The 26771-nt window shown below is 64.4% G+C and carries 22 protein-coding genes; 11 read left to right on the top strand and 11 right to left on the bottom strand.

All coding sequences use genetic code 11. The annotated features are described in order from the left end of the window. From fliQ to flgB, 4 genes are all read right to left on the bottom strand, one after another. On the bottom strand, positions 1-267 hold the full coding sequence (gene fliQ / locus ACX3OW_RS07080) for a flagellar biosynthesis protein FliQ (protein WP_459095056.1): 267 nt from the start codon (positions 265-267) through the stop codon (positions 1-3). A 177-nt stretch (positions 268-444) separates the two neighbouring features. Further along, positions 445-783, bottom strand: a complete 339-nt coding sequence (fliE, locus tag ACX3OW_RS07075) for a flagellar hook-basal body complex protein FliE (RefSeq protein ID WP_459095055.1) — start codon at positions 781-783, stop codon at positions 445-447. A gap of 17 nt (positions 784-800) precedes the next feature. Continuing rightward, positions 801-1211: a flagellar basal body rod protein FlgC gene (flgC, locus tag ACX3OW_RS07070; RefSeq protein WP_459095054.1), complete on the bottom strand. Its 411-nt coding sequence runs from the start codon at positions 1209-1211 to the stop codon at positions 801-803. A 12-nt stretch (positions 1212-1223) separates the two neighbouring features. Continuing rightward, positions 1224-1631, bottom strand: coding sequence for a flagellar basal body rod protein FlgB (gene flgB, locus ACX3OW_RS07065; protein WP_459095053.1), 408 nt, complete (start codon positions 1629-1631; stop codon positions 1224-1226). Positions 1632-1811: 180 nt separating this feature from the next. Between flgB and ACX3OW_RS07060 the strand changes: the two genes are divergently transcribed. Beyond that, complete coding sequence (locus ACX3OW_RS07060) at positions 1812-2453, top strand: hypothetical protein (RefSeq protein ID WP_459095052.1); 642 nt, start codon at positions 1812-1814, stop codon at positions 2451-2453. After that, the gene (gene fliP / locus ACX3OW_RS07055) at positions 2419-3213 is read left to right on the top strand and encodes a flagellar type III secretion system pore protein FliP (RefSeq protein WP_459095051.1); all 795 of its coding nucleotides are present in this window, start codon (positions 2419-2421) and stop codon (positions 3211-3213) included. The genes ACX3OW_RS07060 and fliP overlap by 35 nt, the downstream gene beginning before the upstream one ends. Here the strand turns inward: fliP and ACX3OW_RS07050 are convergent. From ACX3OW_RS07050 to ACX3OW_RS07030, 5 genes are all read right to left on the bottom strand, one after another. Continuing rightward, on the bottom strand, positions 3210-6587 hold the full coding sequence (locus tag ACX3OW_RS07050; protein ID WP_459095050.1) for a tetratricopeptide repeat protein: 3378 nt from the start codon (positions 6585-6587) through the stop codon (positions 3210-3212). The two genes, fliP and ACX3OW_RS07050, sit on opposite strands and share 4 nt — an antisense overlap. Positions 6588-6694: 107 nt before the next feature. Then, positions 6695-7714, bottom strand: a complete 1020-nt coding sequence (locus ACX3OW_RS07045; protein ID WP_459095049.1) for a MotE family protein — start codon at positions 7712-7714, stop codon at positions 6695-6697. Next, on the bottom strand, positions 7711-8139 hold the full coding sequence (locus tag ACX3OW_RS07040; protein ID WP_459095048.1) for a DUF6468 domain-containing protein: 429 nt from the start codon (positions 8137-8139) through the stop codon (positions 7711-7713). Before ACX3OW_RS07040 ends, ACX3OW_RS07045 begins: the two co-directional genes overlap by 4 nt. Then, a complete protein-coding gene (gene fliM, locus ACX3OW_RS07035; RefSeq protein ID WP_459095047.1) occupies positions 8139-9314 on the bottom strand; it encodes a flagellar motor switch protein FliM in 1176 nt (391 codons plus the stop codon). The genes ACX3OW_RS07040 and fliM overlap by 1 nt, the downstream gene beginning before the upstream one ends. Further along, the gene (locus ACX3OW_RS07030; RefSeq protein WP_459095046.1) at positions 9314-9823 is read right to left on the bottom strand and encodes a flagellar basal body-associated FliL family protein; all 510 of its coding nucleotides are present in this window, start codon (positions 9821-9823) and stop codon (positions 9314-9316) included. Before ACX3OW_RS07030 ends, fliM begins: the two co-directional genes overlap by 1 nt. A gap of 290 nt (positions 9824-10113) precedes the next feature. Between ACX3OW_RS07030 and flgF the strand changes: the two genes are divergently transcribed. The 9 genes from flgF (at position 10114) to ACX3OW_RS06985 (ending at position 19028) form a co-directional block, all read left to right on the top strand. Next, positions 10114-10851, top strand: coding sequence for a flagellar basal-body rod protein FlgF (gene flgF, locus ACX3OW_RS07025; protein WP_459095467.1), 738 nt, complete (start codon positions 10114-10116; stop codon positions 10849-10851). A 15-nt stretch (positions 10852-10866) separates the two neighbouring features. Further along, a complete protein-coding gene (gene flgG / locus ACX3OW_RS07020; protein ID WP_459095045.1) occupies positions 10867-11652 on the top strand; it encodes a flagellar basal-body rod protein FlgG in 786 nt (261 codons plus the stop codon). A 13-nt stretch (positions 11653-11665) separates the two neighbouring features. Continuing rightward, positions 11666-12607 carry a flagellar basal body P-ring formation chaperone FlgA gene (flgA, locus tag ACX3OW_RS07015; protein ID WP_459095044.1) on the top strand — a complete coding sequence of 314 codons (942 nt, stop codon included), beginning with the start codon at positions 11666-11668 and terminating at the stop codon, positions 12605-12607. Between the two features lie 21 nt (positions 12608-12628). Then, on the top strand, positions 12629-13366 hold the full coding sequence (gene flgH, locus ACX3OW_RS07010) for a flagellar basal body L-ring protein FlgH (RefSeq protein ID WP_459095043.1): 738 nt from the start codon (positions 12629-12631) through the stop codon (positions 13364-13366). 736 nt (positions 13367-14102) lie between these two features. Continuing rightward, positions 14103-15593 carry a carboxypeptidase M32 gene (locus ACX3OW_RS07005; RefSeq protein ID WP_459095042.1) on the top strand — a complete coding sequence of 497 codons (1491 nt, stop codon included), beginning with the start codon at positions 14103-14105 and terminating at the stop codon, positions 15591-15593. A 264-nt stretch (positions 15594-15857) separates the two neighbouring features. Then, a complete protein-coding gene (locus tag ACX3OW_RS07000) occupies positions 15858-17444 on the top strand; it encodes an ABC-F family ATP-binding cassette domain-containing protein (RefSeq protein WP_459095041.1) in 1587 nt (528 codons plus the stop codon). Positions 17445-17540: 96 nt separating this feature from the next. Next, on the top strand, positions 17541-17975 hold the full coding sequence (locus tag ACX3OW_RS06995) for a curlin (RefSeq protein WP_459095040.1): 435 nt from the start codon (positions 17541-17543) through the stop codon (positions 17973-17975). Between the two features lie 67 nt (positions 17976-18042). After that, positions 18043-18429, top strand: a complete 387-nt coding sequence (gene csgH / locus ACX3OW_RS06990; protein WP_459095039.1) for a curli-like amyloid fiber formation chaperone CsgH — start codon at positions 18043-18045, stop codon at positions 18427-18429. Positions 18430-18608: 179 nt separating this feature from the next. Continuing rightward, complete coding sequence (locus tag ACX3OW_RS06985; RefSeq protein WP_459095038.1) at positions 18609-19028, top strand: curlin; 420 nt, start codon at positions 18609-18611, stop codon at positions 19026-19028. A 3-nt stretch (positions 19029-19031) separates the two neighbouring features. Here ACX3OW_RS06985 and pbpC read toward each other — a convergent pair whose 3' ends face one another. Continuing rightward, positions 19032-21173, bottom strand: a complete 2142-nt coding sequence (gene pbpC / locus ACX3OW_RS06980) for a penicillin-binding protein 1C (protein ID WP_459095037.1) — start codon at positions 21171-21173, stop codon at positions 19032-19034. Continuing rightward, positions 21170-26665 (bottom strand): alpha-2-macroglobulin family protein, encoded by a 5496-nt coding sequence (locus ACX3OW_RS06975; RefSeq protein ID WP_459095036.1) that lies wholly within the window; start codon positions 26663-26665, stop codon positions 21170-21172. Before ACX3OW_RS06975 ends, pbpC begins: the two co-directional genes overlap by 4 nt. Positions 26666-26771 lie beyond the last annotated feature (106 nt).

The raw sequence follows: 26771 nt of genomic DNA, 5'->3' as shown, positions 1-26771 counted from the left end.
TCAGCCGCCCACGATGATCATGTCGACCACGCGGTTCATATAGCCGCCCATGGTGGCGCCGAGAAACGGCAGGGTCAGCAGCATGGTGAGGAAAATGGCGATGATCTTGGGGACGAAGACCAGGGTCTGTTCCTGAATCTGGGTCAGTGCCTGGAACAAGGCGATGACGACGCCGACCACCAGCCCGACAATCATCATCGGCGCCGCGACGATGATCAACGTCCAGATGCCGTCACTGGCAATGTCGAGAACGTCCGCGCCGCTCATGATGCTTCCTGCCGGCCGAATCGCCGTGGGGTGATTGTACTCCCGGCCACGAGATTGCGAGAGGGCTGTATGCCCGACCAAACTCGGTGTCATCCCGGCCTTGAGCCGGGACCCAGCCTGAGATCTCGAGATGGGCCCCGGCTCAAGGCCGGGGTGACACCGTGGTTGGGGAGCGCCTTAGATCGGCATCCGCATGATTTCTTCATAGGCGGAGATCACCCGGTCGCGGACGGTGACCATGGATTCGATGGCCATTTCGGTCTCGCTGAGGGCGGTCACCATGTCGACCACATTGGCCTTGCCGTTGACCATGTCGATGGCCATGGCGTCACTGGCGCGGCCGGTGTCGACCACGCCCTGCACCTGCTGAGCCAGCATGTCGGCGAAATTATTGCCCCCGCTGCCGCCGCCCGCGAGCGCGGTCAGATCGGTCTGCGGCTTGGCGGCCTGGGTAACCAGCCGGCTGGCATTGCCATAGGCAGCAGCGGCGGCATTGAACGGGGTGTTGATAGCCACGACTAGCTCCTATCCGGTCAGCCGCGCAAAATGTCGAGCGTGCGCCCGAGCATCTGCCGCGTGACGGTGACGACGTTGAGATTGGCTTCGTAGGTGCGCTGGGCCTCGCGCATGTCCATCGCTTCAATCAGCGGATTGACGTTGGGATATTGCACATAGCCGGTCGGATCGGCGGCCGGGTGGCCAGGCTCGTAGCGCGAAGAAAAATCGCTCATGTCATAGGCCAACCGCCCGACCTCGACGATCTTGCCGCCCACTTCGGCATCGAAGGTGGTCTCGAAGGTCGGGATGCGCCGGCGATAGGGCTCGTCCCCCGGGGCTTTGCCGGCGGAATCGGCATTGGCCAGGTTTTCGGCGATGACGCGCATGCGGGCGGTCTGGGCGTGCAGCCCGGTGGCGGCGATGCGAAGCGAAGAATTGAAATCCATCTGACGCTACCTCTAACCCTGCTTGCCCATGGCGGTTCTCAGGATCTTGATCGACTTCTGGTAGAGGGTGGTGGCGGCCTGATAATCCATCATATTGGTGGTGACCTTCATCATCTCGTCTTCGAGGGTGACGCCATTGCCTTCCGGGGTGATTTCGAAATTGGCCATGCGCTGGGCGCCAAAGGCGCTGCCTTCGCTGCTCGACACCGAAAAATGCATCGGCTGGGTCGCCGAAGTGGTGACGCTGGCGCTGGACAGGCCGCTGACCTGCTTGGCAAAATCATACCGCGCCAGATCGCGGCCGCGATAACCGGGGGTCTCGGCATTGGCCACGTTCTCGGCCAACAGGCCTTGACGGGTCTGATGCCAGCGCATCTTGTCGGTAAGCGCGGTAAAGACCGGCATATTCATCAGGCCCATGGCCGAACTCCCCGCGAGTCTCTAATAAGTGCGCGATGGGCAATTCTTGCCGACCTATGGTTAATCAAGCGTTAACCGACGCGGGTTACGGCAGTTTCAGCCTCGCATTCTGCACATTCGCCAGATGTGATAGGCAAGATATGCCGCCCGGAGTCGGGCGAATCTGAATTTGGAGCCGATATGACGTTCATCACCAGCCTCTTCGGTGGTTCGGGCAATACTGTCCTGACTGCTGTCTTTGCCCTTGGCGCCGTCGTCGTCGCCATCGTGCTGGTGCTGTGGCTGCTCAAGCTGCTGGCCAAGGCCTCCGGCAATGTTACGCGCGGCCGCAACCGGCGGCTGGCGGTGGTGGATTCGCTGGCGCTCGATCCCAAGCGGCAATTGCTGATCATCCGGCGCGACAATGTGGAGCATCTCATTCTGACCGGCGGCGCGCAGGATCTGGTGGTGGAAACCGGCATTGCCGTGGCAGACGCCCCGGCAGCCCAGCCGACCCGCCGCCCGATCCCGATGGTGGCGACGCGCAAGCCGGTCAAGGCCAGCCCTGCCCCGGCGCCGACCGTTGTTGCGCCCGTCGAACCGACCGGCACGGTGGTCGATCAATTGCGTGAACGCGGTCAGCCGCTGAACCAGCGCGCCCACCTGTCGCTGCGCCATACCGGCCTGCTGCGCCCCGTCAGCGACACGGAAATGCCAGTATCCCCGGAAAACTCTGCGCCTCCCGTCATGCCAGCCGCCGACTCAGCTAAAGAGGACAAGGCGCGGCGTGACGTAGAAGGCACCGACCTTGTCGAAGACAATAACGAGGCTCACCGGAACTGAGGCGGCTCCGTCGCGATTGCGGCGGCTGGCACCCTATGCTGGTCTCGTTGCGCTGGCCCTGCTGGCGCTGACTCCAAGCCTTGCCTTGGGGCAGGATGTGTCGATCGATTTCGGTGACGACACCACGCTCACCGAGCGCGCCGTCCAGATCATCGGCCTGATCACCCTGCTGTCGCTGGCCCCATCCATCCTGGTGATGGTGACCAGCTTCACCCGTATCGTGGTGGTGCTCTCCCTCTTGCGCACCGCCATCGGCCTGCAGACCGCCCCGCCCAACTCGGTGATGGTGTCGCTCGCGCTGTTTCTCACCATCTTCGTCATGCAGCCAACGCTGCAGCAATCCTATGACCAGGGCATCGCCCCACTGCTGGCCGGCGAAATCGAAATCGCCGAGGCCTTCGAGCTGAGCAGCGCGCCGCTGCATGAATTCATGCGCAACAATGTGCGCGAGCAGGATCTGACGCTGTTCTACGACCTGACCGACGCCCCGGCGCCGGACGCCCCCGAGGCGGTGCCGCTGCAACTGCTGATTCCGGCCTTCATGATTTCCGAGCTGCGCCGCGCCTTCGAGATCGGCTTCCTGCTGTTCCTGCCCTTTGTGGTCATCGACATGGTGGTCGCCTCGGTGCTGATGAGCATGGGCATGATGATGCTGCCGCCAGTGGTGATTTCACTGCCGTTCAAGCTGATCTTTTTCGTGCTGGTCGATGGCTGGTATCTGGTCGCCGGCTCGCTGGTGCGCAGTTTCGTCAGCGGTTAGCCGGTACTCGCGAGACGAGCCTTTGGCTCGGCGGCATTGAGCGGCGCCAGCGCGCCCTCCCCGCCATAGCTGTCACGATACGAGGCGAGGAAGGCATTGATGCCGTCGACGCCCGCGACCTGATTGGCCACCGCCTTGAATTCGAGGCTGGTGATGGCGACCTGCCCGGTCACCAGATCGAACATCGGCCATTCCGGAGTGACGACCATGGCGTCGCCAAACTTGGCGCGCAGGCGCGACAGGCCAAAATTGTCGCCTGACAGGGCGAAACCAACCGCCGCCTTGATCAGCCCGAGCCGCACCGGCTGGGCCAGTGGCGTGCCGACCGGCTGGTCGGCAAACAGCGCTTCCAGCATTTCGCCGGCACGATCATAGCGCTTGGCCTTCCAATGCGCGTCGATACGCAGCAGCGCGGTATCGCGGCCATCCATATCGCGCAGCAGGTCGAGCGCCAGCTGATCGCGACCGCCATCGATCATGGCGCGGGCTTCTAGAATTTTGCGCTGGCGCTGCAGCGATTCCGGCAGGTCCGGCAGGCGCGTGGCATTGAGCACGCGCATCGCTTCATGCGGCCGGCGGTCGGCCAGATAGATGACGGCCAGATCGGCAGCGATCTGCGTACGGGCCACACCGCGCAGCCGGTTGTCGAGCTGATATTCGAGCAGTTCGGCGGCCTGCGCCAGCAAATCCACCCGCACCAGTCGGCGCGCCAGATTGCGGATCATCTCGTCACCGCGCGCGCCGGGCGGCGTCAGCTGGCGGAAATCATAATACAGGCCCAATGCATCGACCGGCCCCAGCGAGTCGGCGACGCCATCGAGGAACAATTCGCCGAACATACGCTGCGCTTCGTCGCGCAGGGCATTGACCGGCGTGCTTTCCGGGTAATTGGCCACCGCCTGCTGCACGGTTTCAAAGCCCTGCCGATAATCGCCATGGCGGAAATAGAAATCGGCCAGCATCGCCTGCATCTCCGCTTCTAGCGGATTGCCGCGCCACAACAGCGCCTCGGCCGAGAGCGTGCCGGTGGCCTTGGCCAGATCGAGCGTGCCCTGCTGGTCGAGCAGGCGCAGCGTGCGGAAAATGGCTTCGGCGCGGGTAGGCCTGATATCGGCGGCGATCACCTGCCCATAGGTGTCCAGCGCCTCGGCAACCCGCTCGCGCCCCTCATCAATCCGCCCGGAGAGCAGATGATAGAGGCTCACCTGCTCGGGATCGAGCGTGGCGAAATCGATCTGGTCGATGAAGCGCTCGGCCAGCGCCATGTCATTGGTCTCGACGGCGGCACGGGCACCGGCAAAGGAGAATTTGTTGCGCACCCAGAGCGGGTAGCTCTCGATGATGCTGTTAGCCTCGACCGCGTCGGCGCGCGCGCCCTTGAAATCATGGAAATCGGCGCGCGCCATGGTCCGCCACAACAGGGCATCGACCTCCTGGCCCAGCGTCCCATTGAGGATGCCCAGGGCGTCGGCGGGGCGTGAGGCCAGCGTGTCGGCAATCGCCCTGGTAAGGCGCAGCTTGCGGGTCAGTTCCTCGGCCTTGAGGCCGGATTCGAGCACATCCAGCACGCCGAGCGCCTCATGGGCAAAGCCATTGGCGACGTAGTATTGCGCCAGCTCGAGCCGGGCGACATCGCGGTCGCGCCCCTCGGCTTCGGCGGCCACCACCTGCAGCGCCCCGATATGGCTGGTGAGGACACCATAGTCCTTTTCTTCCAGCGCCCGCAGATCGACAAAGCTGGCCCGCAGGCTTTCGGTGACGCCACTGCCGATGCTGCGTGGCGTATCGATGGCCGAGACCGTCAGCCCGCCCGACTGCGAAATCACCGCCAGCTCGTTTTCGATGGCGATGTCGATATCCGGCGATTTCGGCTTGATCACGAGACCATGCACGCTCCGCAACGCCGAAAAATCGACATAGTCGAGCGAGCGGGTCACGCCACGCGCCGGCGGATAGGCCGTGACCACCTTGAGCAGGTCACCCACCACCGGGTCGCGGAAATCATGGATGCGCGCCGGGCGCATGATTTCCGCCGTGATCTCGAAATCGCCTTCCATGTCGCGGCGACGGCTCAGATTGATCGGCTCGGTCGGCGTCAGCATGATATCGCCGAGCGAGAGCACCCAGGCCATGCCTTCCGAACCCAGCGTCGCCAGCCGCTCCTGCGACAGCTCCACCCGAACCACCTGCGTATCGCCCGAAGCCAGCACGGCAAAATCACTGGCCAGTGCATTCAGCTCCTGGGAATCGGCCGGCTGCAGAATGCCGGACACGGTATCAAACATCATCCACACGGTGTCGCCCCGGCGGAACACGGCGGCGGGCGTATCCTGCTCGAAGGGGAACACCACACGCACGGTCGAGCCGAGCACGCTGACAAAGGGCTTGATCGGCTTGGCGGCGCTCCCGGGAAACAGCTTGTCGACCACGGCGCTTTCCGGCCCGCTGCTGGCGAGCACGGGCTCCTCCGCCAGCGCCTCGACCAGGCTGGCGGCGGTGAAGCTGGGCAGGCCGATGCCGGCAATGTCGATATCGAGCACGAATTGGCGCGGCGAATTCTCATAAAAGCGCGGCGTCACCCCTTCGGCCAGGCTCAGCGTGACCAGCGCGCCATCCTCGGTGATGGTGCTGCCCACCGCGGCGACTTCGGGCGGCAGATCCAGCGCCAGATCGCGCAGATCCACCCCGACCGGCCATTCAAAGGCGATCTGGCTGGTTTCGCCATTCTGGCTAAAACTGGCCTCGGTCGGCACCGTCCAGTCGAACTGCACGCGGATAAAGGTGGGGTTGCGCCCGATCCGCACATCGGCTTTTGGATCGAGCGCGATCACATCGGCGGCCTTGCGCTGGCGTTCGGCGGCAATGGCGGCGACACGGGCGCGTTCGGCCAGCTCGTCGATAATGTCCTGCGGCAGCGCCGGCGGCATGCCCTGCCAATCACTCGGCAGCAGATCGATGAACAGCTTTTCGCCGGCCTCGATGCGGTTGAAACTGAATGCCTTGCGCAGACCCATGCGCAGACCCTTCCCATCGGGGTCGATGCGCGCCACCGACAGATACGGCGCCATGGTGGTGCCGACATCGGGCAGGATGACCGCCACCTGCTCCTCGAACTCCAGCGACAGCACGCCGTTTTCGATCCGCATGGTATATTTGGGAAGATTGTCGCGTCCAGGAAAACTCAGGATCAGCCGAGCATAGCCGTCTTCCTGGGTGGCAAAGAGCTGGCCCTGCTGCTGGCCCATGGCCGGCACGACCAGACCCAGCGTTGCCAAGGCAACACCAATCAGCACGACCCGCTTCGCGCGCCGCAAACCAGCCTTGATCGCGGTCTTCACCGGCTTCTGCCCGCCCGACGCACTGACGCGTCTCATGGCGAAGCCTTCGGCTCCGGGGTCATAAAACGCGAGGGTTACACAATACTCTCGCGTCGACCCTAGCGTCCCCGGCTTAACGTCGCCTTACTCCGAAGGGGAAAGCCTTACTGACCCACGATCTGCGGCAGCGCCGCCAGATCATCCGTGGTCATCTCCGTGGCGGGACGGTCGGCGAGCGCCGCCATCTTGACCGTCAGGTCCTGGGCGCGGGCCGGCTCCATTGCCGCCAGGATCGGCGCCATCTTGCGCGGGGCTATGGTCTTGGCCACGCGCAGCAGCACGTCCATGTCGAGATTGTTGAAAATCTTGGCCGCGTCCTTGGGCTTCATCGCTTCATACATCGCCACGATGCCGGCGAACTGGCCCGCCTCCATCTCGGTGCGCTGATCGACCAAAGACGAAATCTGCGCTTCCAGCGCGGCCAGCGTGGCGGCCCGCTCCTCGATGCGCTTCTCGGCAGCATCGACAATGGACGAGCGCAGTGCCAGATCCTGCTCATAGCGCTGCAATTCGGTCCGGCGGGCGGCCAGCCGCTCCAGCACCTGCTGTTCGGTCGCGGTGGTGCCGGACGCGTTGCTCAGCGGCTCGGTGCCGCCATTGGCAGCGAGCTGCATCGGCACCACATCGCCCGATGGCAGGCAATCGGCTTCCATGGCGTTGGCAAAGCTGCCCTCGGGCACTACGGCCGGCTCGGCATGCTCCGCATCCTCGCCGGCCACCGGCTTGAGGATCAGTTCGCCGGTCTCGGTCAGGGTGGCATCGGCTTCGCGGCAATAAACGCCTGAAGCCTTCATCGCCCCCGCCGGCGGCACAGCCCCGGGCCCGGCGATGGCGGGCAGGTCTCCCAAAGCCGCGTCAATCTCCCCAGCCTCGGCCGGCGCGCCCAGCGTTGGCGCGTCATCGGCCAGCGTCGGGCTGGTGTCTTCCATGGTGGGCTCGCCCGCCGGGGTCACCGTCAGATCGGCCTCGGTGGTCGTCCCGGCGTCAGTGCTGGCCCCGGCCGCCTGCGCCACGCCAACACCCGTCAGCACATAGCCGCCATTGGTGACCAGACCCAGAGTCTTGAGCACCAGAAGCGCGGCGATGGCCATGACGACGACCGGCAGCAGGCGAATTTTGGTCACGCGGCAGCTCCACGGCTGCGAACGCGGGCCGACAGCGTCTCGAGGGCCGATTGCACCTTGTTGGGCGGCTCGACCGGCGCGATGGTCTGGCTATGGCGGGCGACGCTGGTGATCTTGGCAATGCGCTCCATCAATACCGTGCCGGCATTGACGTGGTGGGCCAGCTCGATGCCGAAACGCTCGGCCTCTTCCAGCCGCGAATTCAGCGACAGATCGGCCTCGACGGCGGTCTGCTTGAGTTCCTTGATCGCCTGATTGGCGAGATTGGTGGCGCCCACCAGATCGGCCACCATCTGGCGCATCACGTCCTTATCGGCATGCAGGCGTTTGAGGCGCTCATTGAGGATGACGCAATAGCCGATTGTCAGCGCCAGCAGAATGGCGACAGCGCCTTCCACAAACAGGCCTAGGGGCAAGCCGAACATCATCGTCCTTCCAGTTTCTCGTCGATCGCCTCAAAGGCCGCCATGGTGACCTTGGGCTGGTTGAGCGGCCGGGAAACCCGCACCGAAACATGATTTCCGATATGGCCCATAATGGCCTCGGTAAGATCGACATCGCCGCAACGCAGGCGCACCGGATCGGAGGGCGAACGCTCGAACATCACCGTGTCGCCGGGCTTCATCGCCAACACGCGCGACAGCGGCAGGTTCTGCTCATGCAACACGGCTTCGATTTCGACGTCGGCGGCATAGATTTCGGTGGCGAGATGACCTTCCCAGATCGGGTCACGGCCGAATTTTTCGCCCATGAACATCTGCAGCAATTGCTCGCGGATCGGCTCGATGGTGGCGTAGGGCAGCAGGATTTCGATCTTGCCGCCGCGATCATCCATCTCGATGCGCAGCTCGATCAGAATGGCGGCATTGCCGGGCCGGGAAATCGCGGCGAAACGCGGATTGGTCTCCATCCGCTCAAGCTTGAAATTGACATTGGTCACCGGCTCAAAAGCGCGATGGGTGTCCTCAAGAATGATCTCGATCATCTTGCGGGCCAACGCCATTTCGATGGTGGTGTAAGGCCGGCCCTCGACGCGGATATTGCCGCCGATCCGACGCCCGCCCAGCAGCACGTCGATCATCGAATAGATCAGGCTGGAATCGACCGTCAGCAGGCCATAATTCTCCCATTCCTCGGCCTTGATGACCGAGAGAATGGCGGGCAGCGGAATGGAATTGAGGTAATCGCCAAAGCGCACCGAGGAGATCGAATCCATGGTGACTTCGACGTTGTCGCTGGTGAAATTGCGCAACGACGTCGTCGCCAGCCGCACCAGGCGGTCGAAGACGATTTCGAGCATCGGCAGGCGTTCATAGCTCACCAGCGCCGAATTGATCAGCGCCTGGACGCCGGTCAGCTCGACATTGCTGCCGATGCTGGCGTCAAACCCCAGCAGGCTGTCGATTTCGTCCTGGTTGAGCACCCGGTCGGCACCGCCATCGCCATCGGCGTCGGTGCCTTCCAGCATGGCCGCCCATTCGGCAGTGGCCGCAGCGGCCTTCTGCTCGTCGGTCATCTCGTCTTCCGACAATGGCGCGGCCGCGACATCGTCGAGCCCCCAAGTGTCAGCAAGTTTGTCCTGATCGGTAGGGCCTGTCATTACTGCACCAGGATTTCCTTGAACAGGATGGATTCAACGCGGCTGGGATAGATCGCGACATTGACGCGGCGCAGCAGCTCTTCCTTGAGGCGATAGACCCCGGCCGAGCCTTCAAGGTCCGACTTGCGCAGCTCGCGCAGATAGACCTGAAACGCATCGACCACCTTGGCCATACGCGGCTGGATTTCGACCATCATCTCCTGATTGGCGACTTCCAGCGCCAGCTGCAGCTTCATGAAGGCGCTGCCGTCGCCGTCATTTTTGAGATTCACCATCATCGGCGGCAGGTTGAAGATGAAGGTATTGCCCGCAGCCGGCGCAGCGCCATGCCCGCCATCAGCCGCCGCCTGGGCAGCCTCTTCGGTGGGCGCGGCGGACGAACTCAGAAAGACATACAGCCCTGCTCCGGCCAGCAGCACCACGAGCGCCGCGGCACCAATGATGATGAAGAGCTTGGGAATCCCCTTTTTGGCTGGGGCGCTTTCGTCGACTTCTGCTTCAGCGGCCATGCCAACCCTGCCAGATTTGAGGCTTCCCGGGCGATTCCGGTACTGCGCCCAGCTAAGCGCCCGATGGTTAACGATTGGTTACAAACCGACCCAAAGCGGCAAAATTTGCCGGGCAGCTTTTGCCGCATCCGGCAGCATTGATCCGGCAGGCTTAACCAGTACGCACAGCTATCTATCTGATTTTATTAAATATTCCGGTCTGGCATGGTTTCTGCAATGTTAAGGGCGAGGCGGTTGGCTTGGGGAAGTCGGCGGTCTCGGGGACGTTAACTTTCCGGGGATCAGCAATGATCGAAAATGCGCAACTGATCAGCCTCAGCCGGCAGATGGCGCTGCAGCGGCAGATGGATGTGGTGGCCAATAATATGGCCAACATCAACACCACCGGCTTCAAGGGCGAACAGATTCTGTTCGAAGAATTTGTCATGCCGGTCGCCCGCGACCAGAATTTCCCCCGCCTCGACCAGCCCCTCTCTTATGTGCAGGACTGGGCCACCATCCACGATCTGTCCGGCGGCGCCATGGTTCAGACCGGCAGCGAATTCGATGTCGGCCTCAATGGCGACGGCTTCTTTGCCGTGCAGACTCCTGGCGGCGAACGCTTCACCCGCTCCGGCGCCTTCCAGCTCAACGCCAATGGCACGCTGGTCGACCTCAACGGCAATGCCGTGCTCGGCGAGGGTGGCCCGATCCAGTTCGGCCCCGAGGAAACCGATATCCTGATCGCGGCCGACGGCTCGGTCAGCTCCAGCGTCGGCATCAAGGGCCGTCTGCGCATCGTCGAATTCGACAACCCGCAGGCCCTCAGCCGCGAAGGCAATAATCTGTTTTCCGGCGGCGTCCCGGTGGCTGCCACCAATACCCGCGTCATGCAGGGCTTCATCGAGAAGTCCAACGTCTCCGGCGTGAGCGAAATGGCCGAGATGATCCGCGTCACCCGCGCCTATGAATCCGCCGCCAGCCTGGCCCAGAAGCAGGATGAGTTGCGCCGCAACGCCATCCAGCGTCTCGGCGACACGAACGCTTAAGCCTGAGGACCTGCCATGAAAGCTCTTTACATCGCATCGACCGGCATGAGCGCCCAGGAACGCAACGTCGAAGTTATCTCCAACAACATCGCCAACATGCGGACCACGGGCTACAAGCGCCAGCGCGCTGAGTTCGAGGACCTGTTGTATCAGCAGATCACCCGCGCCGGCTCCCCGACCTCCCAGCAGGGCACCATGGTGCCGGCGGGCCTGGAAATCGGTTCGGGCGTGCGCACCGTCTCCACCCCGCGCGTCATGAGCCAGGGTTCGGTCAACATCACCGAGCGCGAGCTCGACGTCGCCATTCGTGGCGAAGGCTTCTTCATGGTGCAGATGCCCGATGGCCGCACCGCCTATACCCGCGACGGCTCATTCGAGCGTTCGGCCGAGGGCGAGATTGTCACCTCGACCGGCTATCCGATCGAACCGGGCATCGTGGTGCCGGGCACCGCCACCTCGATCGCCATCTCGCAGGACGGTATCGTCAGCGCCTATCTCGACAACGAAACCATTCCCACCCAGCTCGGTCAGCTCCAGCTCGCCCGCTTCGTCAACAAGTCGGGCCTGGAAGCACTGGGCGACAATCTGTTTGTCGAAACCGCCGCCAGCGGCCCGGCCCAGGTCGGCGTGCCCCAGGCCGACGGCACCGGCAATCTGCTGCAGAATTACCTGGAAATGGCCAACGTCAATTCCGTCACCGAAATCGCCGACCTCATCGCCGCTCAGCGCGCCTACGAGATGAACGCTCGCGTCATCTCCGGCGCCGACGAGATGATGCAGGCGACGAGCCAGTTGCGCTAAGGGAGCGATGACCATGCTGCGTTTCACTCTCGCCGCCTTGACCAGCCTGCTGCTTGCCAGCGCCGCCTGCGCCGCCCCGGTGCTCAAGGCCGACATCGTCGTCTCGGCGTCGGTCGTCACCGTCGGCGACATGTTCGATGACGCCGGCCTCGCAGCCGAACAGCCGCTGTTCCGCGCCCCCAAGCCGGGCACCAGCGGCCTGGTCAGGCTCGCCGATATCGACACTGCTCTGGGCCGCATCGGCATCGAGCAATTCTCCGCCAATGGCCTAGCCAGCGTTCGCGTCAGCCGCACCGCTGCCATCGTCGATGAGGCCGTGCTCTCCAGCCTGATCGCCGCCGATCTGGCGTCGCGCGGCATCATCACCAGCGACATGACCGTCGACACCATGTTCAGCGGCAGCGTCGCCCCGATCTACGCTGAAGCCGTCGCCCAGCCGGCTAGCCTCATCAACCTGCGCTACCTGCCCGGCAACGGCGCCTTCACCGCCCGCTTCGCCATCGCCGGCCTGGCGCAGCCGCTCGACCTGTCGGGCAGCATTGAGCTGATGGTCGCGGTTCCCCACATCACTGCCAACCTGCCCGCCGGCACGCTGCTCACCGCCGACAATATCCAGTTGCGCCCGGTGCCGCTGAAATTCGTCGAAAGCACCGGCGTGGCCCGGGTGGAAGACCTGATCGGCAAGACCCTGCTGCGCCAGAGCCGCGACGGCATGCTGCTCAAGCCCTCCGATGTGGCGGTGCCGCTGCTGGTCGCCAAGAACGACCTCGTGACCATTTATTTCCGCAAGGGTCCGCTGACCCTGACCGTCAAGGGGCAAGCCATCACCGGCGCTGCCGCTGGCGGCCGGGTGCAGGTGCTCAATCTCATGTCCAAGCGCGTCATCAGCGCCGCCGTGCTCTCTGCCGGCGCCGTCGAAGTCAACGCCGATCCGCTCGCCCTGGCGGGCCTCTAGCAGTCTTCAGGAACCAGTCCCATGAACCTCTTCAAAATCGCCACGCTCCTGACGCTGACCGCCGCTCTCGCCGGCTGCAACACCATGGATCGGCTGGCTTCGGTCGGCAGCGCCCCGCCGCTGACCGCCATCACCAACCCCACCACCATGGCCGGCTACCAGCCGGTGAACATGCCGATGCCCGAGGCCATCGCCGACACCTATCAGGCCAATTCACTGTATCGCACCTCGGCCCGTGGCTTCTTCAAGGATGAGCGCGCCCACCGCATCGGCGACATCCTGACCGTCATGGTCACGGTCAATGACAGCGCCAAAATCGCCAACACCACCCAGTCGACGCGCTCCTCGAGCAACTCCGCCGGCATGGGCGGCATCCTGGGCGCCGCCATCAACGATGTCAGCGCCGGCAGCATCGACCCCTCGGCCGCCATCGAATTCGACTCGGGCATGTCCAATCGCGGCAATGGCTCGGTCAACCGCTCGGAAAGCCTGGCCACCTCGGTTGCCGCCGTGGTCACCCAGATCCTGCCCAATGGCAATCTGGTGATCGAAGGCCGCCAGGAAGTGCGGGTGAATTTCGAAGTCCGCGACCTGATCGTCGCCGGCATCGTCCGCCCCTCCGACATCCAGGCCAACAACACCATCCACTCGTCCAAGATCGCCGAAGCCCGCATCGCCTATGGCGGTCGCGGCCAGATCACCGATGTGCAGCAGCCCCGTTACGGCCAGCAGGCTCTGGACGCCATCCTCCCTTTCTAACCATCCCCGCATTCTCTGCCGCGCATTCCCCCAATGGCGCGGCAGGGCTCCCCGACAGGGCCAGAAGGCCCTGTCCCCAGAGGCGCAGTCCCCCCGGCTGCGCCTCGTCCCCTTTTCGGGTACGGCTCTCGGTGCGACCGCCGATGCAGCCGCACTCTTGATTGCGCTTGGGGCGGATCCCCCTGCGAATGCAGTGTTTGGTAGATGCAGCCTCACCCACGATGTCACCCCGGCCTTGAGCCGGGGCCCATCCCGAGATCGTGCCACAGCCGCAAGGTGGTCGGCCCACCCATCTCAGGATGGGTCCCGGCTCAAGGCCGGGATGACATTGCGTTTGTGGCGAGCCCGGAACACCCCAACTTATCCATCTTATCCCCGCCCCCAAAACCTCCCGCATACTCCCCCTCATCTTCCGGGATACAGGCGGCGCTGCAGCGACCGGTGTCCGGCAAGACGGTCGGGAGGGGGGAGGTCGCGCTCCGCCCTGGGCTGTGCGGATGGGGCTTTCTGGCATGGGGCTACGGGTCCATGCTGGGGCTTGCGGTCTGCCTTCCGAGAAAAACCCGACGCCCCGAGGCGATTGCCGTCTCACTATTTTACATTACATCGAGGCGGTCGCCGCCTCGGGGCTCCGCCTGTTTCCAAGCCGACCGGCTGTTGCCGGGCGGCGCTTCGGCACGCTTGCCCCCTGCGCCGCGCTGTGGAACATCACAGTTTCTATCTTCAGGAGTCTGCCATGTCCTTCCAGAAACTCGATGATCTCGGCCGCAAGCTCGAAGCGCTGGAGCATGCGCTGTCCATTCTGGGGGCCGATGAAGCCACCCATATGGCGGTCGGCGGCGGCGAGAAACGCGCCGAGGCCATGGCCAATCTGGCCGGCATGTATCACGCCCAGGCCACCGCCCCCGAAATCGCCGACTGGATCGACGCGGCCAAGCCCGAAAGCGAAGACCAGACCCTCGCGCTGGCCGAGTTCAAGCGGCAATATATCAACGCCACCTGCCTGCCCACCGCGTTTGTCGAGCGCCGCACCGCCGCCACCATGCGCTCTGAACAGCTATGGCGCGAACTGCGCGCCAAGGGCGATTGGGACAGCTTTCTTCCCGCACTGGAAGGCGTTGTCAGCCTCGTCCGTGAGGAAGCCCAATTGCGCGCCGACGCACTGGGACTGGCGCCCTATGACGCGCTGATGGACCAGTATGATCCCGGCAACCGCACCGCCGAGCTGGATGGCGTGTTCGCCGATCTCAAGAGCTTCCTCAAAGGCTTCGTGCCTGCCGCCCTCACGGCGCAGGAGGCAAGGCTGGCCCGCCGGCCACGCAAGACGCTCAACGGCCCCTACCCGATCGAAAAGCAGCGCGAACTCGGGCTGGCCGCCATGCGCGCCGTCGGGTTTGATTTCACCCATGGCTCGCTCGCCGTCTCGCATCACCCCTTCTGCGGCGGCGTGCCCAGCGACGTGCGCATGACCACGCGCTATCGCACCGATGAATTCCTGTCGTCACTGATGGGCGTGCTGCACGAAACCGGCCACGCGCTTTACGAGCAGGGCCTGCCCAAGGAGTGGTCGCATTGGCCGCTCGGCAAGGCGCGCGGCATGGGCATCCATGAGAGCCAGAGCCTGTTCGTGGAAATGCAGCTCGCCCGCAGCCCCGAATTCTGGGAATTCGCCCTGCCGCTGGTGCATACCCATCTGGGCGATGACGCCATCCACGGCTGGGACATCACCGATATTCTGAGCGAAGTGAATTTCGTGCAGCGCGGCTATATCCGCGTCGATGCCGACGAGGTCACCTACCCGCTGCATGTCATCCTGCGCTACGAGCTGGAGCAGGATCTGGTCAATGGCAAGCTGGAAGCCAGCCAGATTCCCGAGGCATGGGACGCCAAGATGACCGAATATCTCGGCATTTCCACCATCAACGACCCCAAGGATGGCCCAATGCAGGACGTGCATTGGCCCGGCGGCGCCTTCGGCTATTTCCCCAGCTACACGCTGGGCGCCATGATTGCCGCCCAGCAATGGGCGGCGCTGGAAAAGGCGCAGCCCAATCTGCGCAACGACATCGCCGGCGGCGACTTCAGCGGCGTCAATCAGTGGCGCAGCGACAACATCTGGAGCCAGGGCTCGCGCTGGTCGACCCCCGACCTGATCACCCGCGCCACCGGCGAACCGCTGAACGCCGAGTTCTTCAAGACCCATTTGCAGCGGCGCTATCTGGCTTAGGCACCCTTCACCTCTCCCTTGGGGGAGAGGTCGACCCTCTTGGGTCGGGTGAGGGGGCCTTCGCAGAATACGGTATTTAGAAAAGGCCCCCTCACCCGGCGCTGCGCGCCGACCTCTCCCCCCAAAGGGAGAGGTGAGAGGCCAACCTTGACATCCCCGCCCCCTGCCCTATTTTCCCCTCACACGCAGCACTGACCGGACGGTACCCCATGGAATTCACGATGAACGACTGCCTCGCTTGCATCGCTCATCTGGAATCCGCCCATGTTCACCTCCGTTTCCCTGCACCAGCTCACCTATTCGACGCCCGCTAACCAGCCGCTCTTTTCCGGTCTCGACCTCGCCTTTGGCCATCAACGCACCGGGCTGATCGGCCGCAACGGCACGGGCAAATCCACCCTGCTCCGCCTCATTGCCGGACTTATCCAACCCACTGCCGGATCGGTTACAATCCAGGGCAGTATCGGGATGTTGGAACAATCTGTGCAGGTACTGCCCGACGATAGTGTCGCCGACCATCTGGGCGTCAGCGCTGCGCTGGCCCGGCTCGACCGCCTCGAACAGGGCGTTGGCAGCGTCGATGATGCCGGCGAGGCCGATTGGACCCTGCCGGGCCGCATCGAGGCGGCTTTGGCTGAAGTCGGCCTGCCCGCCTATGCGCCCGACCGCCTGCTGACCACGCTGAGTGGCGGCCAACGCACCAGGCTGGCTTTGGCCCGGCTGATCCTGAGCGCTCCGGCCATCATCCTGCTCGATGAGCCGACCAACAATCTCGATGCGGATGGACGGCAGGCGGTGGTCGATCTGCTGCATCGTTGGCGCGGCGCGGCCATTGTCGTCAGCCATGACCGCGCTTTGCTGCGCGAAATGGATGCCATTGTCGAGCTGACCACGCTGGGCGCAAAAACCTATGGCGGCAATTGGGACCACTATGCCGAGCGCAAGGCGCTCGAACTGGCCTCGGCCGAACACGACCTCAGCACCGCTGAACGCAAGGTCGCCGAGATCGACCGCAAAATCCAGGCGGTCGCCGAAAAGCAGGCGCGCAAGGACGGCGCCGGCAAGCGCAAGGCGGCCAAGGGCGATATCCCGAAGATCATGCTGGGCGGCATGAAGGAAAATGCCGAGAACACCAGCGGTGAAGGCGCTCGCCTCGCCAACCGCCTGCGCGGCGATGCTGTCAACGCGGCGAGAGACGCCCGCTCCAAGGTGGAAATCCTGACGCCTTTGTCGGTGACGCTGACCCCGACCGGCCTACCCGCCGGCCGCACTGTGCTGCAGGCCGATGGTCTGAGCGGCGGGCCCGGCACGATCATCCGCGACCTGTCGCTGACGCTGATCGGTCCTGAACGGGTGGCGATTACCGGTCCCAATGGCTCGGGCAAAACCACTTTGCTGCGGCTGCTGACCGGCGCCCTGCCGGCCACCGCCGGCGTGGCCCGCATTCTGGTGCCCCATGCCATGCTCGACCAGAGTGTGAGCCTGCTCGACCCAACGCTGAGCATCCGCGACAATTTCCGCGCGCTCAATCCCGATGCCGACGAAAACACCTGTCGCTCGGCGCTGGCCCGCTTCATGTTCCGCGCCGATGCGGCCTTGCAACTGGCCGGCACGCTGAGCGGCGGCGAAATGCTGCGCGCCGGGCTGGCCTGCACCATTGGCGGCAATCATCCGCCGCAATTGCTGATCCTCGACGAGCCCACCAACCACCTCGATATCCAGGCCATCGAGCAGGTCGAAGCCGGGCTGCGGGGCTATGACGGGGCGCTGCTGGTGGTGAGCCACGACGCCGATTTTCTCGAAGCCATCGGCATGACCCGGAGCATTGCCTTGCCGATGAACGCAAACTGAATTCGCCGCTCAGAAGCCGTTCCAAATCAATCGGCTAATCCTCGTGTCATCGGCAAGAAGCGCTCGGAGGGAGCGCAGCCAAACAGGAGAGACCAAATGATCCGCAAGCTCATCATCGCCACCGTCGCTGTCGTCGCCCTTGCTGGCGCTGCTGCCCCCACCATGGCCAACGACATTTTCATCGACCAGTTCGGCTTCGGCAACGCCGTCGGCGGCGCCCAGAGTGGCTGGAACAACAAGTTTGGCGTCAAGCAGACCGGCAATTGGAACACCGGCATTTCCAACCAGACCGGCGGCAACAATGTCAGCGCCATCGGCCAGCAGGGCAATAACAACTATGGCGATGTCTGGCAGAACGGCTGGAACAATGCCGGCGGCGTCGGCCAGTTCGGCAACAACCACACCGCCGTGATCACCCAGGACGGCAATGGCAACATCGCTGCCGGCGTGCAGGTGGGCAATGGCTGCAACGCCAATGTGGTTCAGCACGGCGCCGGCAACGTCACCGCCTTCGTCCAGGCCTGCCCCTGATCAGTGCTGACATGCATTGCCAATGGCCGGCAGGGCTTTGCCCTCCGGCGCGTTTGAGGAGGAAACCATGACCATCCCAACCCGGCGCAGCAGCGCCATCCTGCTCGGCCTGGCGCTCGCCACCATCGCCGCCGGCGCCGGCCTCGCCAACTCCACCGCCGCCGCCACAAAATGCGGCGTCACCAGCACCACCGAACACGGCATGCTGACCCTCGAAGGCAGCATTCTGAGCCCGGTGGCCGTGAGCGGCGACTACCGCTTCGCCATTCGCAGTTCCAGCAATGGCGGCTCGTCCAATATCAGCCAGGGCGGCCATTTCACCGCCGCCGCCAATGAAGTGACGGCGCTGGGCAAGGTGATGCTCAATGCCGGCGCCAACTATGATGTCAGTCTGGAAATCACCGCCGGCGGCCAAAAAATCATGTGCGATCAGGATGTTGCGAGTCTGACGTGAATCTACACCATCACACTAGCTGAAGGGGCTCCAGGCGACTGGGGCCTCTTTAGTTTGGCGCAAAGAAATCGGTGAACGAAATCTGAATAACCCACTCCAGATCGGTTCAGTCAGCCCCCTCTAAAGTCAAGTCATCGGCTGGAACACCCAGCAAAGCCAAGCACCTCAGGGAGAGAGACATGACCACCAAATTCACCAAAACCGCCGCCGCCGTTTTTGCCGCCATCGTCATCGGCGCTGCCAGCCTCACCGCCCCCGCCATGGCCGCCGGGCAGGTGTCGATCAGTTTCACCCCCAGCGATCCCGACCAGCAGCAGGCGCTGGGCATGGGGCTGCAGATGTTCTCGCTGTTCAAGGGCCTCTCGGCCAGCGGCGCCAATGTCAGCCAGAATGGCAGCTTCAATGCCGCGGGCTTCAACCAGTCCGGTTCCGGCAATCACGGGCTGATCGTGCAGGAGGGCAATGGCCACCAGGGCACCATCCAGCAGAACGGCAACAACAATAATTGTGGCCTGTTCCAGTTCGGCCAGAACACCAATGCCCAGTGCAACCAGAATGGCAATGGCCAGTCGAGCCTGACCACCGTGTTCGGATTTTAAGCGTTAGTTCAAAAACACCGTCACCGTGTCACCCCGCCCTTCGGCGTCGACCACCGATAGCGTCACATAGCCGGGCCCATCGGGCTCCCACAGGCTTTGCCGGGCGAAATCGGGGCGACCGAAGGGCGCACCATTGGCGAAGAAGGTGAAGGGCGGCACGCCGTTGCGCACCTTGATCATCAGCGGCGAGATATCGCCCGAAGCCAGCCCCAGATCGACATCGACGCCATCGCCGGGAAAGGCAATCTGCGGCGCGGCATGACGGGCAACCACCGATTCATTGGGGTGGCGAAAGCGGCGCAGCGGGGCCGGCAGCTCGGTGTTGGAGGCAAAGATGGCGCCGGCCGGGGCGCGCGGCAACGGGGCTTTGCGATTGCCCAGCCGGTCGAAGGCCTCGAACAGGATCGGCGCGGCGCCAAAAATGCCCGACAGGCCCGGCACTGGCGCACCATCGGGGCGGCCGACCCAGACACCGATCACCGTCTTGCCGTCAAAGCCGATCGACCAGGCATCGCGATAGCCATAGGAGGTGCCGGTCTTGTAGGCGATGCGCCCCGGCGAGCCATTGAGCGGCGGCGGCACGTCGGCCAGAATGTCGGCGACATACCAGGCCGAAAGCGGATCGAGCACCGGCGCAGCCAGTTCAGGCAGCGGCGCGGGCCGAATGCCATCATGCAGCTGGATCGGCACCCCGCCATTGCCGATGGCGCCATAGACGGCCACCAGATCGCGCAAGGTGATGCCAACGCCGCCCAAACCAACAGCAAGGCTGGGGGCAGTATCGACCGGCAGACGCGGATCGGCATGGGCCCGGCGCAGGCGCGACACCAATCGGGCCGGGCCGACCGCGTCGAGCACCACCACGGCGGGAATATTCAACGATTCCGTCAGCGCATCGTGAATGGAAACGGTGCCGCGACTAAAGCCGTCGAAATTAACCGGCACGTAGGCGCCAAAGGCGGTGGGGCGATCTTCGATCAGGCTTTGCGGATGGGCCAAGCCCAGTTCGAAGGCGAGGCCATAGATCAATGGTTTGAGCGTCGAGCCGGGCGAGCGGATGGCGTTGGTCATGTCGACATAGCCAGCGCTCTCGGCACTGAACAACCCGGCGGAACCCACCGAGGCGAGGATTTCGCCGCTAGCAATATCGGCGGCGACGATGGCCACCGACACTTTGGGATCGATCAGCCGCGCCCGGCCGGCGGCCAGCCGTTCGAGCGCATCCTGCAGGCGCTTGTCGATGGTGAGGGCCACGCTGCGCGCTGTCGGCTGAGCGCGAGTGGCCTGCTCCGCCATATGGGCGGCCAGCATGGGGAAGTCGCGGCGGGCACTGGGCACCGGCTCGCGCTTGGCGGCAATGGCTTCTTCCTCGGCCAAAGTGCCCAGAGCCACCAGCCGGTCGAGCACCATGTCTCGGCTGCGCTGGGCGGCCAGCGGATCGCGGTCGGGGCGGCGGGCCTCGGGCGATTGCGGCAGGGCCACCAGCAAGGCGGCTTCGGCGGTGGTGAGCCGGGTCGGCTCCTTGCCGAAATAGGCCAGACTCGCGGCGCGAATGCCCTCGATATTGCCGCCATAGGGGGCCAGCGTGAGATAGAGATCGAGGATTTGGTCCTTGTCGAGCGCACGCTCCAGCCGGTCGGCATGCACCATCTGGCGCAGTTTGCCCCAGGCGTCGCGCGTCGGCTGGCCTTCGATCAGTCGGGCCACCTGCATGGTCAGCGTCGAGCCGCCCGACACCACCCTGCCCCCGGCGCCAACGAACTGGCTGGCGGCGCGCAGCATGGACGACCAGGCGATACCGCCATGCTCGGCAAAGCCTCGATCCTCATAAGCGATCAGCATATCGAGAAAGCGCGGATCGACGGCCGTGCGATCCACCGGCAGCCGCCAGCGGCCATCGCGCGTGGTGAAGGGGCGCAGCAACAAGCCGTTGCGGTCCGTGACGGCGACCGACACCGGCATAGTGGCCAGCTCAGGCGTTGGCGGCAGGGTAGAGGCGATGTCCGAAATGACGGAATTAAGCTGGATCGCACTTGCCGCTGCAGCGACAAACAGCGCGAAGCCGGTCAGTGTCAGCCACCGCGCCAGCCCTTTGCGGGGCTGACGCGGCGTTGGTTCGAGCGAATTTACCGCCGTGTCACTCATGGCCCGGTCGGCGTGACCTCGATGCTGCCGGCGGCAGTGTTCGCCCGGAATTCGGGGCGATACATGTCTTCCACCGTGGCGCCGGGCAGCACGAATTGACCGGGCGACACCGCCCGCACCAGATAGGCGGTGGTAAAACTGCCGGAGTCATCAAAGTAGCGGAAGGCGGCAACATATTGGTCGGTGCGCGATTCCACATGGTTGGCGCCGTCGAGATCGAGCCAGCTGAAGTCGGAGACGCCACCGGCAGCCGACAGGTCGGGATTTTCGATCTCGAAGCCCGCCGGCAGCGGATCGGCCAGCAGATACTGGCCCGAGCCAAGATTCTGTGGCCGCACCGTCAGCACCACCACCAACCGCTCATTCTGCGCGATGGGAGCTGCCTCGGGATCAATCGGCGTGCCATCGGGCAGGAAATATTCGCGGATCAGGGTGAAGCCATTGCTGGATTCATCGGGTGGGGTGGCGGGATAGCCGGTCACCGACAGCTTGGCCTCGGTGGCATTGGCGCCCGTGTTGGCAATCTCCACCGGAGTGAAGCCAGCTTGCTCGTAGCGGCGATAGACCTGGCCGGTGAGCGCCTCGCCATCGAGCATGATCGAGCCATCGCTGGCCGCCGCGCCGAGTGCCGCTGCGGCCATAAGGGTCCAGCTATCCTCCTGGGTGGAGGTGTAAGTGGCCCGGTCGCGCAGCTTGGCCAGTTGATTGGCCAACGCGCCCACATCGACGCTTTGCGGCTTGAACTCGGCCGCCAGTGCCAGCACGCCAGCGGTGTCGCGCAAATGGCTGCCATAGTCGCGGCGATATTTGCGCGGGTTGTCGGCTGCGGCCAGCCCGTCCATCGCCGCCGCAAAGGCGGAGTTGGCGCGGGTGGTATCGCCATAAAGCGCCAGAGCGGCACCCAGTTGCGCCTGGGCGAGCGGCGAACCGAAGGCCTTGAGGCGGGCCTCGTGATAGTAGCGCAGATCGCCCATGGCGGCCCAGCCGGCGCGCGCCAGATCGTAGAGCGCATAGGCCACGTCTTCGCCGCCATTGTCGAAATCGGCAGCGTAGGACAGCTGGTTGGACAGGTTATCCAGCGCCATGGTCATGGCCTGTTCCGGCACCGTGTAGCCCCCTGCCTTGGCGCGTAGCAGGAAGTCGGTGACGAAGCCGTCGAGCCATAGATCGCCGCCATCGAATGGCGCCCACAGGCCAAACCCGCCGCCGGAACTCTGCTTGGACAGCAGCGTGGCAATGGCATCGGTGACGGTCTGGCGCAGACTGTCATCGGTTTCGGTACCGATCAGCTTGGCCACATCGTTGAGATAGAGCAGCGGCAGCGCACGGCTCGAAATCTGTTCGGAACAGCCATAGGGATAACGGTCGAGCGACAGCAGCAGGCCGGGCACGTCGAGCCGCGCCAGCGGACCAATCGCCAGCGTGATTGAGCCGGTATTGGCCATCAGGCTGTCAAAGACATCGCTGCCCACGGTGACACTGTCGCCGGCCGGAATCGGCAGCAGGCGGCTGGTGGTCATCGGCGCGCTGGTCGGCCGCACGCCGAGGAGGAGTTCCTTGGTCTGGGTGCTGCCATCGGGCGCGGTAATGGTGACGACGAGCGGCCAATCGCCGATCTGCATGCCGTTCAGCGCCAGATTGAAGGATGTGCGGTCGCCCTTGGCGAGTTCGACATCATTGCTCTCATCGGGGGTGGCAATGCCGTCCCCGGTGGCGAGCGCAACGCCGTAAGTCCCCGCGGCGCCGTCGAGATTATTGACCTCGACCAGCAGGCGCGATTCATCGCCCACGCGGAGGAAGCGCGGCGGGCTGAGGGTGACGACGACCGGATCGCGGACGATCACATCAGCCGAGGCATGGCCAACGGCGGTGTCGGTCCAGGCCATGGCCATGACCCGCACCGTGCCGGAGAAGTCAGGCATGTCGAAGGTGATGCTGGCCTTGCCGTCAGCGTCGACCTGAACGATGCCGGAATGCAGCGCCACCAGGACCGAGGTGGGCGGAGGCGTGCCGAGGCGCGCCCCGCCACCGCCACCGCCGGAGCGCATGGCCCCGGCCAAGCCCTGGGTCGGATCGATCAGCGAGCCATAGAGGTCGCGGATCTCCATGCCAAGCTGACGCTGGCCGAAATACCAGCCGTCAGGGTCCGGCACCTTGAAATTGGTGAGGTTGAGAATGCCCAGATCCACCGCCGCGACGGCGACATACGCCGTCTGGCCGGCGGCCAGATTGCCCAGTTCTACCGTTGTGGTGAAACTCTGGCGCGGCAGGGTGACGTCGGGCGTCGTCAGCTTGACGTCGAGCTGACGGTCGCCGGGGTCGACATCGGCAAAGGCCAGGCCCAAAGCCCGCGAGGGCATGCGCTTTTCGGTGGCGTCGGCGGGGCGATAGAGGATCGCCGTGACATAGGCGCCGAGGCCCCATTCGTCGGTGACCTCCAGCGGCACGGTGGTGCCACCAGCGGGGACTTCCACCGCCTGCATGGCGATGACGCGATTATCCATCACCATCACCAGCGCGGTGCCGGCGAATTGCGGATCGAGCTTGAGCTGTGCGGTTTCGCCGACCCGATAGGCCGGCTTATCGAGCGCCACCTGCAAGGTATCGGGCGTGTCGCTGCCGGCATCGGCGTAATAATAGCCGGCATAGAATTCATAGTTGGACGAGGTGGCGTCCTCACCGGTGCTGGCCACCTCGACGCGGTAGCGGCCCCAATCGACATTGGCGCCGATGGTGACCGGGCCGCCGTCGGGGGTGTCCACGGTGCCGCTGTCGACGTCGCGGCTGGTGGTGATGGCTTCCCACTGCCAAGAACTGCCATTGCGATACCACTGATAGCGGGTTTCGATGCGGGAGATGGTCCAGTTGAGGCCGGACTTGGCCACTGCGTCACCCTCGGGCGAGACGGCGACGATCTGGAACTGGGCCTCACTGCCCTCCTCCAACCCCGAAGGATCAGCGAAGACCGGCTTGATGCCAAGGCGGTCGCCTTCAGCCAGCACCGGCCGGCTGAGACTGCGCTCGATGGTGCGGCCATTGGTGTCGACCAGCCGCAGCAGCAATTGCGCCTGGAGCGGGCGGGTGGTGGCCTGCGGTTCGGGCAGGGTCAGTTCGGCCACGGCATTGCCGGATTCGTCGGTGGTACCGACCACGCCGAGCGGTTCGCGGCTGGTTTCGATGGTGTCGTCAGTCCGGCCGAAAGTGTAGCCGGGGAAGCCGGTCAGCGTCGTCACCGGGCGGATGATCGCGTCGGCCTCGATATCGAGGCCTGGCGCAGTGGCGCCGTAGAGATATTTTGCGGCGACATCGACTTCGGTGACGGCGCCGATTTCCAACGGCGCATCAGCGGCGGTGATATCGAAGGCCAGCCGCTCGGGCTCAAAATCTTCTACGAGGAAGCTGGTGCTCGACAGCGCTGCCGCCTTGGGATCGGCATAGAGCCAAGCGGTCCACGAGCCGCGCATCGCCTCTTCAACCATCGGCAGGGCGACGAAATAGCCGCCGGCGCCTTCATCGCTCAGCACCTGCCGGCTGGCGACCACGCCATCGGGGCGCTCCACCTCAAGGGTCAGCTTGAGGCCAGTGACGGCCTCGGCGCGTTCGTCGCGCAGCAGCGCCGTGAGATACACGGTTTCGCCGGGGCGATAGACGCCGCGTTCAGTGGTGGCGAACAGGTCCAGTGGACCGGGCGACGGTCGGCCCTCGACGCCGCGATCAGTCAGATCGAAGGCCGTACGGCTTAGATCGAGGAAGGCGTAATCGCCAGTGGCAGTTTCGGCCACCAGCAATTGCGGTGCCCTGCCCCCCTTGCCCCGGGCCAGACCGGGCGCGAAGACGGCACGGCCATCAGCATCGGTTGTGGTTTCGCCGAGGATTTCATTATTGACCGCTACCAGCCGAACGCTGGCGCCAGCAATGGGCTGAGCATCGGTGAGACCGCGCACAAAGGCATGCACGCCATCATCGCCGGCAATAGTGGTCAGGCCCAGATCGGTGACGATGAACCACTGCGTGGCCATGCTATCCCAATATTCGGAGACCTTGTCCTTGATCTTGGCCGTGATGACATAGGCGCCGGCCGGCATATCGCCCAGCGTCTCGGCCACCGGAATAGCGGTGGTGGTCAGGGCATTGGGTTCGCCCCGCGCCAGATCGACCTCGCCGGTCCACACCTGCTCGCCGACGCGGTCGGCAATGTCCTCGGCGTCATATTCGGTCAGGCTGCCCTGGAAAATGCCGTCGCGCACGGCGGTGGCAATCGAACGGTCGCCGACGCGATAGATCATGACTTCCGCAGTATCGGCATTGACCGAGGTGATCGGCAGACCGCCGCCGAGGCCGGCGGGCATCACATAGGCATTATTGGCAAAGCCGACAAAGGGCGAGCGGTCGGGAATATAGACGTCGAGCACCACGTCGCGGCCCAGCGTTTCGCCATCGGCAGACGGCAGGCCGGCGCGCAGCCGAATGGAATAGCGCCCGCCATGCTGCAGGCCCTCGACACAAATCTGCTGCTGCTCGGGCTCCACCGCCGCCTGCGGCGTATCGGCCACCACGACAAAAGCCGACAAATCGGTGTGGCCATAGGGCAGTGGATCGGAGAATTCGGCGCAGACGCGGGGCGCGGCGGCATCGGCATCAACCACATGATTGGTCACGCGGAAGCCGTGCTGGGCCACCACATCCTCAAGATGGGTGGCAACGGCCGCATTTGGCGCCAGACTAAGGCTCAGCCGATAGCTGGCGATGGCCTGCCGCCAGTACTCACGATATTCCAAGCCGTTGGCCAGCGCGGCCAGCGCATCGGCGCGATCCTGCTTGTCGCTGGAGCGCAGGAAGGCGTTCATGGCGGCAGAGGTGGCGACCTGTGCCAGGTCGCCGCTCGTCTCGCCCTGGGTCTGGCCGGCAACGGCCTCGGCCCGGCTCAGCGCAGCCTGCGCCAAGGACTGCCACACCGCGCGATCATTGGCATTGACCGCCAGCGCCTGGCGATAGGCCACCATGGCGCTGACCTGATCGCCAGCAGCGGCGGCCTCATCGCCAGCGGCAACAAGATTGACATAGACCCCTTTGGGCGGTGGCGCATCGGTGATGGGGAGGTTGGCAGCGAAACGCTGCGCATTCTCGATAACGGCCTGCGCCGGAAATGGCAGTTCAGCCTGGCGCACGGCCTCGGTGACGGCCGGCGAGGGTGCGCGACTGACGCGTCCAGAGGTGGCCCCGGCAAACTCGGTCTCTTCGCCGACCCTGCCCTTGAGGAAGCACCATTTGGATTGGGTATTGAAGGTGAAGGCCCGGCAGATCTCGTCCTCGGCACAAGCGGAGGTGCAGGCATCGAGATCGGTATCGCGGATAATGGCGTAATCGAAGCCCGGCAGGTCGGTGTGTTCGAGCAGGGTTATCTTCTGGTCGGCGGCCAGCGCGGCGGGGGTTCCGAGCCCCAGCAAGACAGCCAGACCCAGCCAACGCAGATTCGTGGCGAAACGACCCATTCCTACCCTCCCAAGCTCAAGGTGATAATATGGACGAGAAGCTGCGGCGGAAACAAGGCTGCAATACACTTCGAATTTTCACTGCAGCCAGCGCTTTAGCTTCGCC

It is taken from the genome of Devosia sp. A449 (assembly GCF_054489375.1).
This window is presented reverse-complemented; position numbering and strand designations above follow the sequence as displayed.

Coding starts and splice junctions, on each gene's coding strand:
- fliQ (WP_459095056.1), bottom strand. CDS start 267: ATGAGCGGCGCGGACGTTCTCGACATTGCCAGTGACGGCATCTGGACG.
- flgC (WP_459095054.1), bottom strand. CDS start 1,211: ATGGATTTCAATTCTTCGCTTCGCATCGCCGCCACCGGGCTGCACGCC.
- flgB (WP_459095053.1), bottom strand. CDS start 1,631: ATGGGCCTGATGAATATGCCGGTCTTTACCGCGCTTACCGACAAGATG.
- ACX3OW_RS07060 (WP_459095052.1), top strand. CDS start 1,812: ATGACGTTCATCACCAGCCTCTTCGGTGGTTCGGGCAATACTGTCCTG.
- ACX3OW_RS07050 (WP_459095050.1), bottom strand. CDS start 6,587: ATGAGACGCGTCAGTGCGTCGGGCGGGCAGAAGCCGGTGAAGACCGCG.
- ACX3OW_RS07040 (WP_459095048.1), bottom strand. CDS start 8,139: ATGTTCGGCTTGCCCCTAGGCCTGTTTGTGGAAGGCGCTGTCGCCATT.
- fliM (WP_459095047.1), bottom strand. CDS start 9,314: ATGACAGGCCCTACCGATCAGGACAAACTTGCTGACACTTGGGGGCTC.
- ACX3OW_RS07030 (WP_459095046.1), bottom strand. CDS start 9,823: ATGGCCGCTGAAGCAGAAGTCGACGAAAGCGCCCCAGCCAAAAAGGGG.
- flgG (WP_459095045.1), top strand. CDS start 10,867: ATGAAAGCTCTTTACATCGCATCGACCGGCATGAGCGCCCAGGAACGC.
- flgA (WP_459095044.1), top strand. CDS start 11,666: ATGCTGCGTTTCACTCTCGCCGCCTTGACCAGCCTGCTGCTTGCCAGC.
- flgH (WP_459095043.1), top strand. CDS start 12,629: ATGAACCTCTTCAAAATCGCCACGCTCCTGACGCTGACCGCCGCTCTC.
- ACX3OW_RS07005 (WP_459095042.1), top strand. CDS start 14,103: ATGTCCTTCCAGAAACTCGATGATCTCGGCCGCAAGCTCGAAGCGCTG.
- ACX3OW_RS07000 (WP_459095041.1), top strand. CDS start 15,858: ATGTTCACCTCCGTTTCCCTGCACCAGCTCACCTATTCGACGCCCGCT.
- ACX3OW_RS06995 (WP_459095040.1), top strand. CDS start 17,541: ATGATCCGCAAGCTCATCATCGCCACCGTCGCTGTCGTCGCCCTTGCT.
- csgH (WP_459095039.1), top strand. CDS start 18,043: ATGACCATCCCAACCCGGCGCAGCAGCGCCATCCTGCTCGGCCTGGCG.
- ACX3OW_RS06985 (WP_459095038.1), top strand. CDS start 18,609: ATGACCACCAAATTCACCAAAACCGCCGCCGCCGTTTTTGCCGCCATC.
- pbpC (WP_459095037.1), bottom strand. CDS start 21,173: ATGAGTGACACGGCGGTAAATTCGCTCGAACCAACGCCGCGTCAGCCC.
- ACX3OW_RS06975 (WP_459095036.1), bottom strand. CDS start 26,665: ATGGGTCGTTTCGCCACGAATCTGCGTTGGCTGGGTCTGGCTGTCTTG.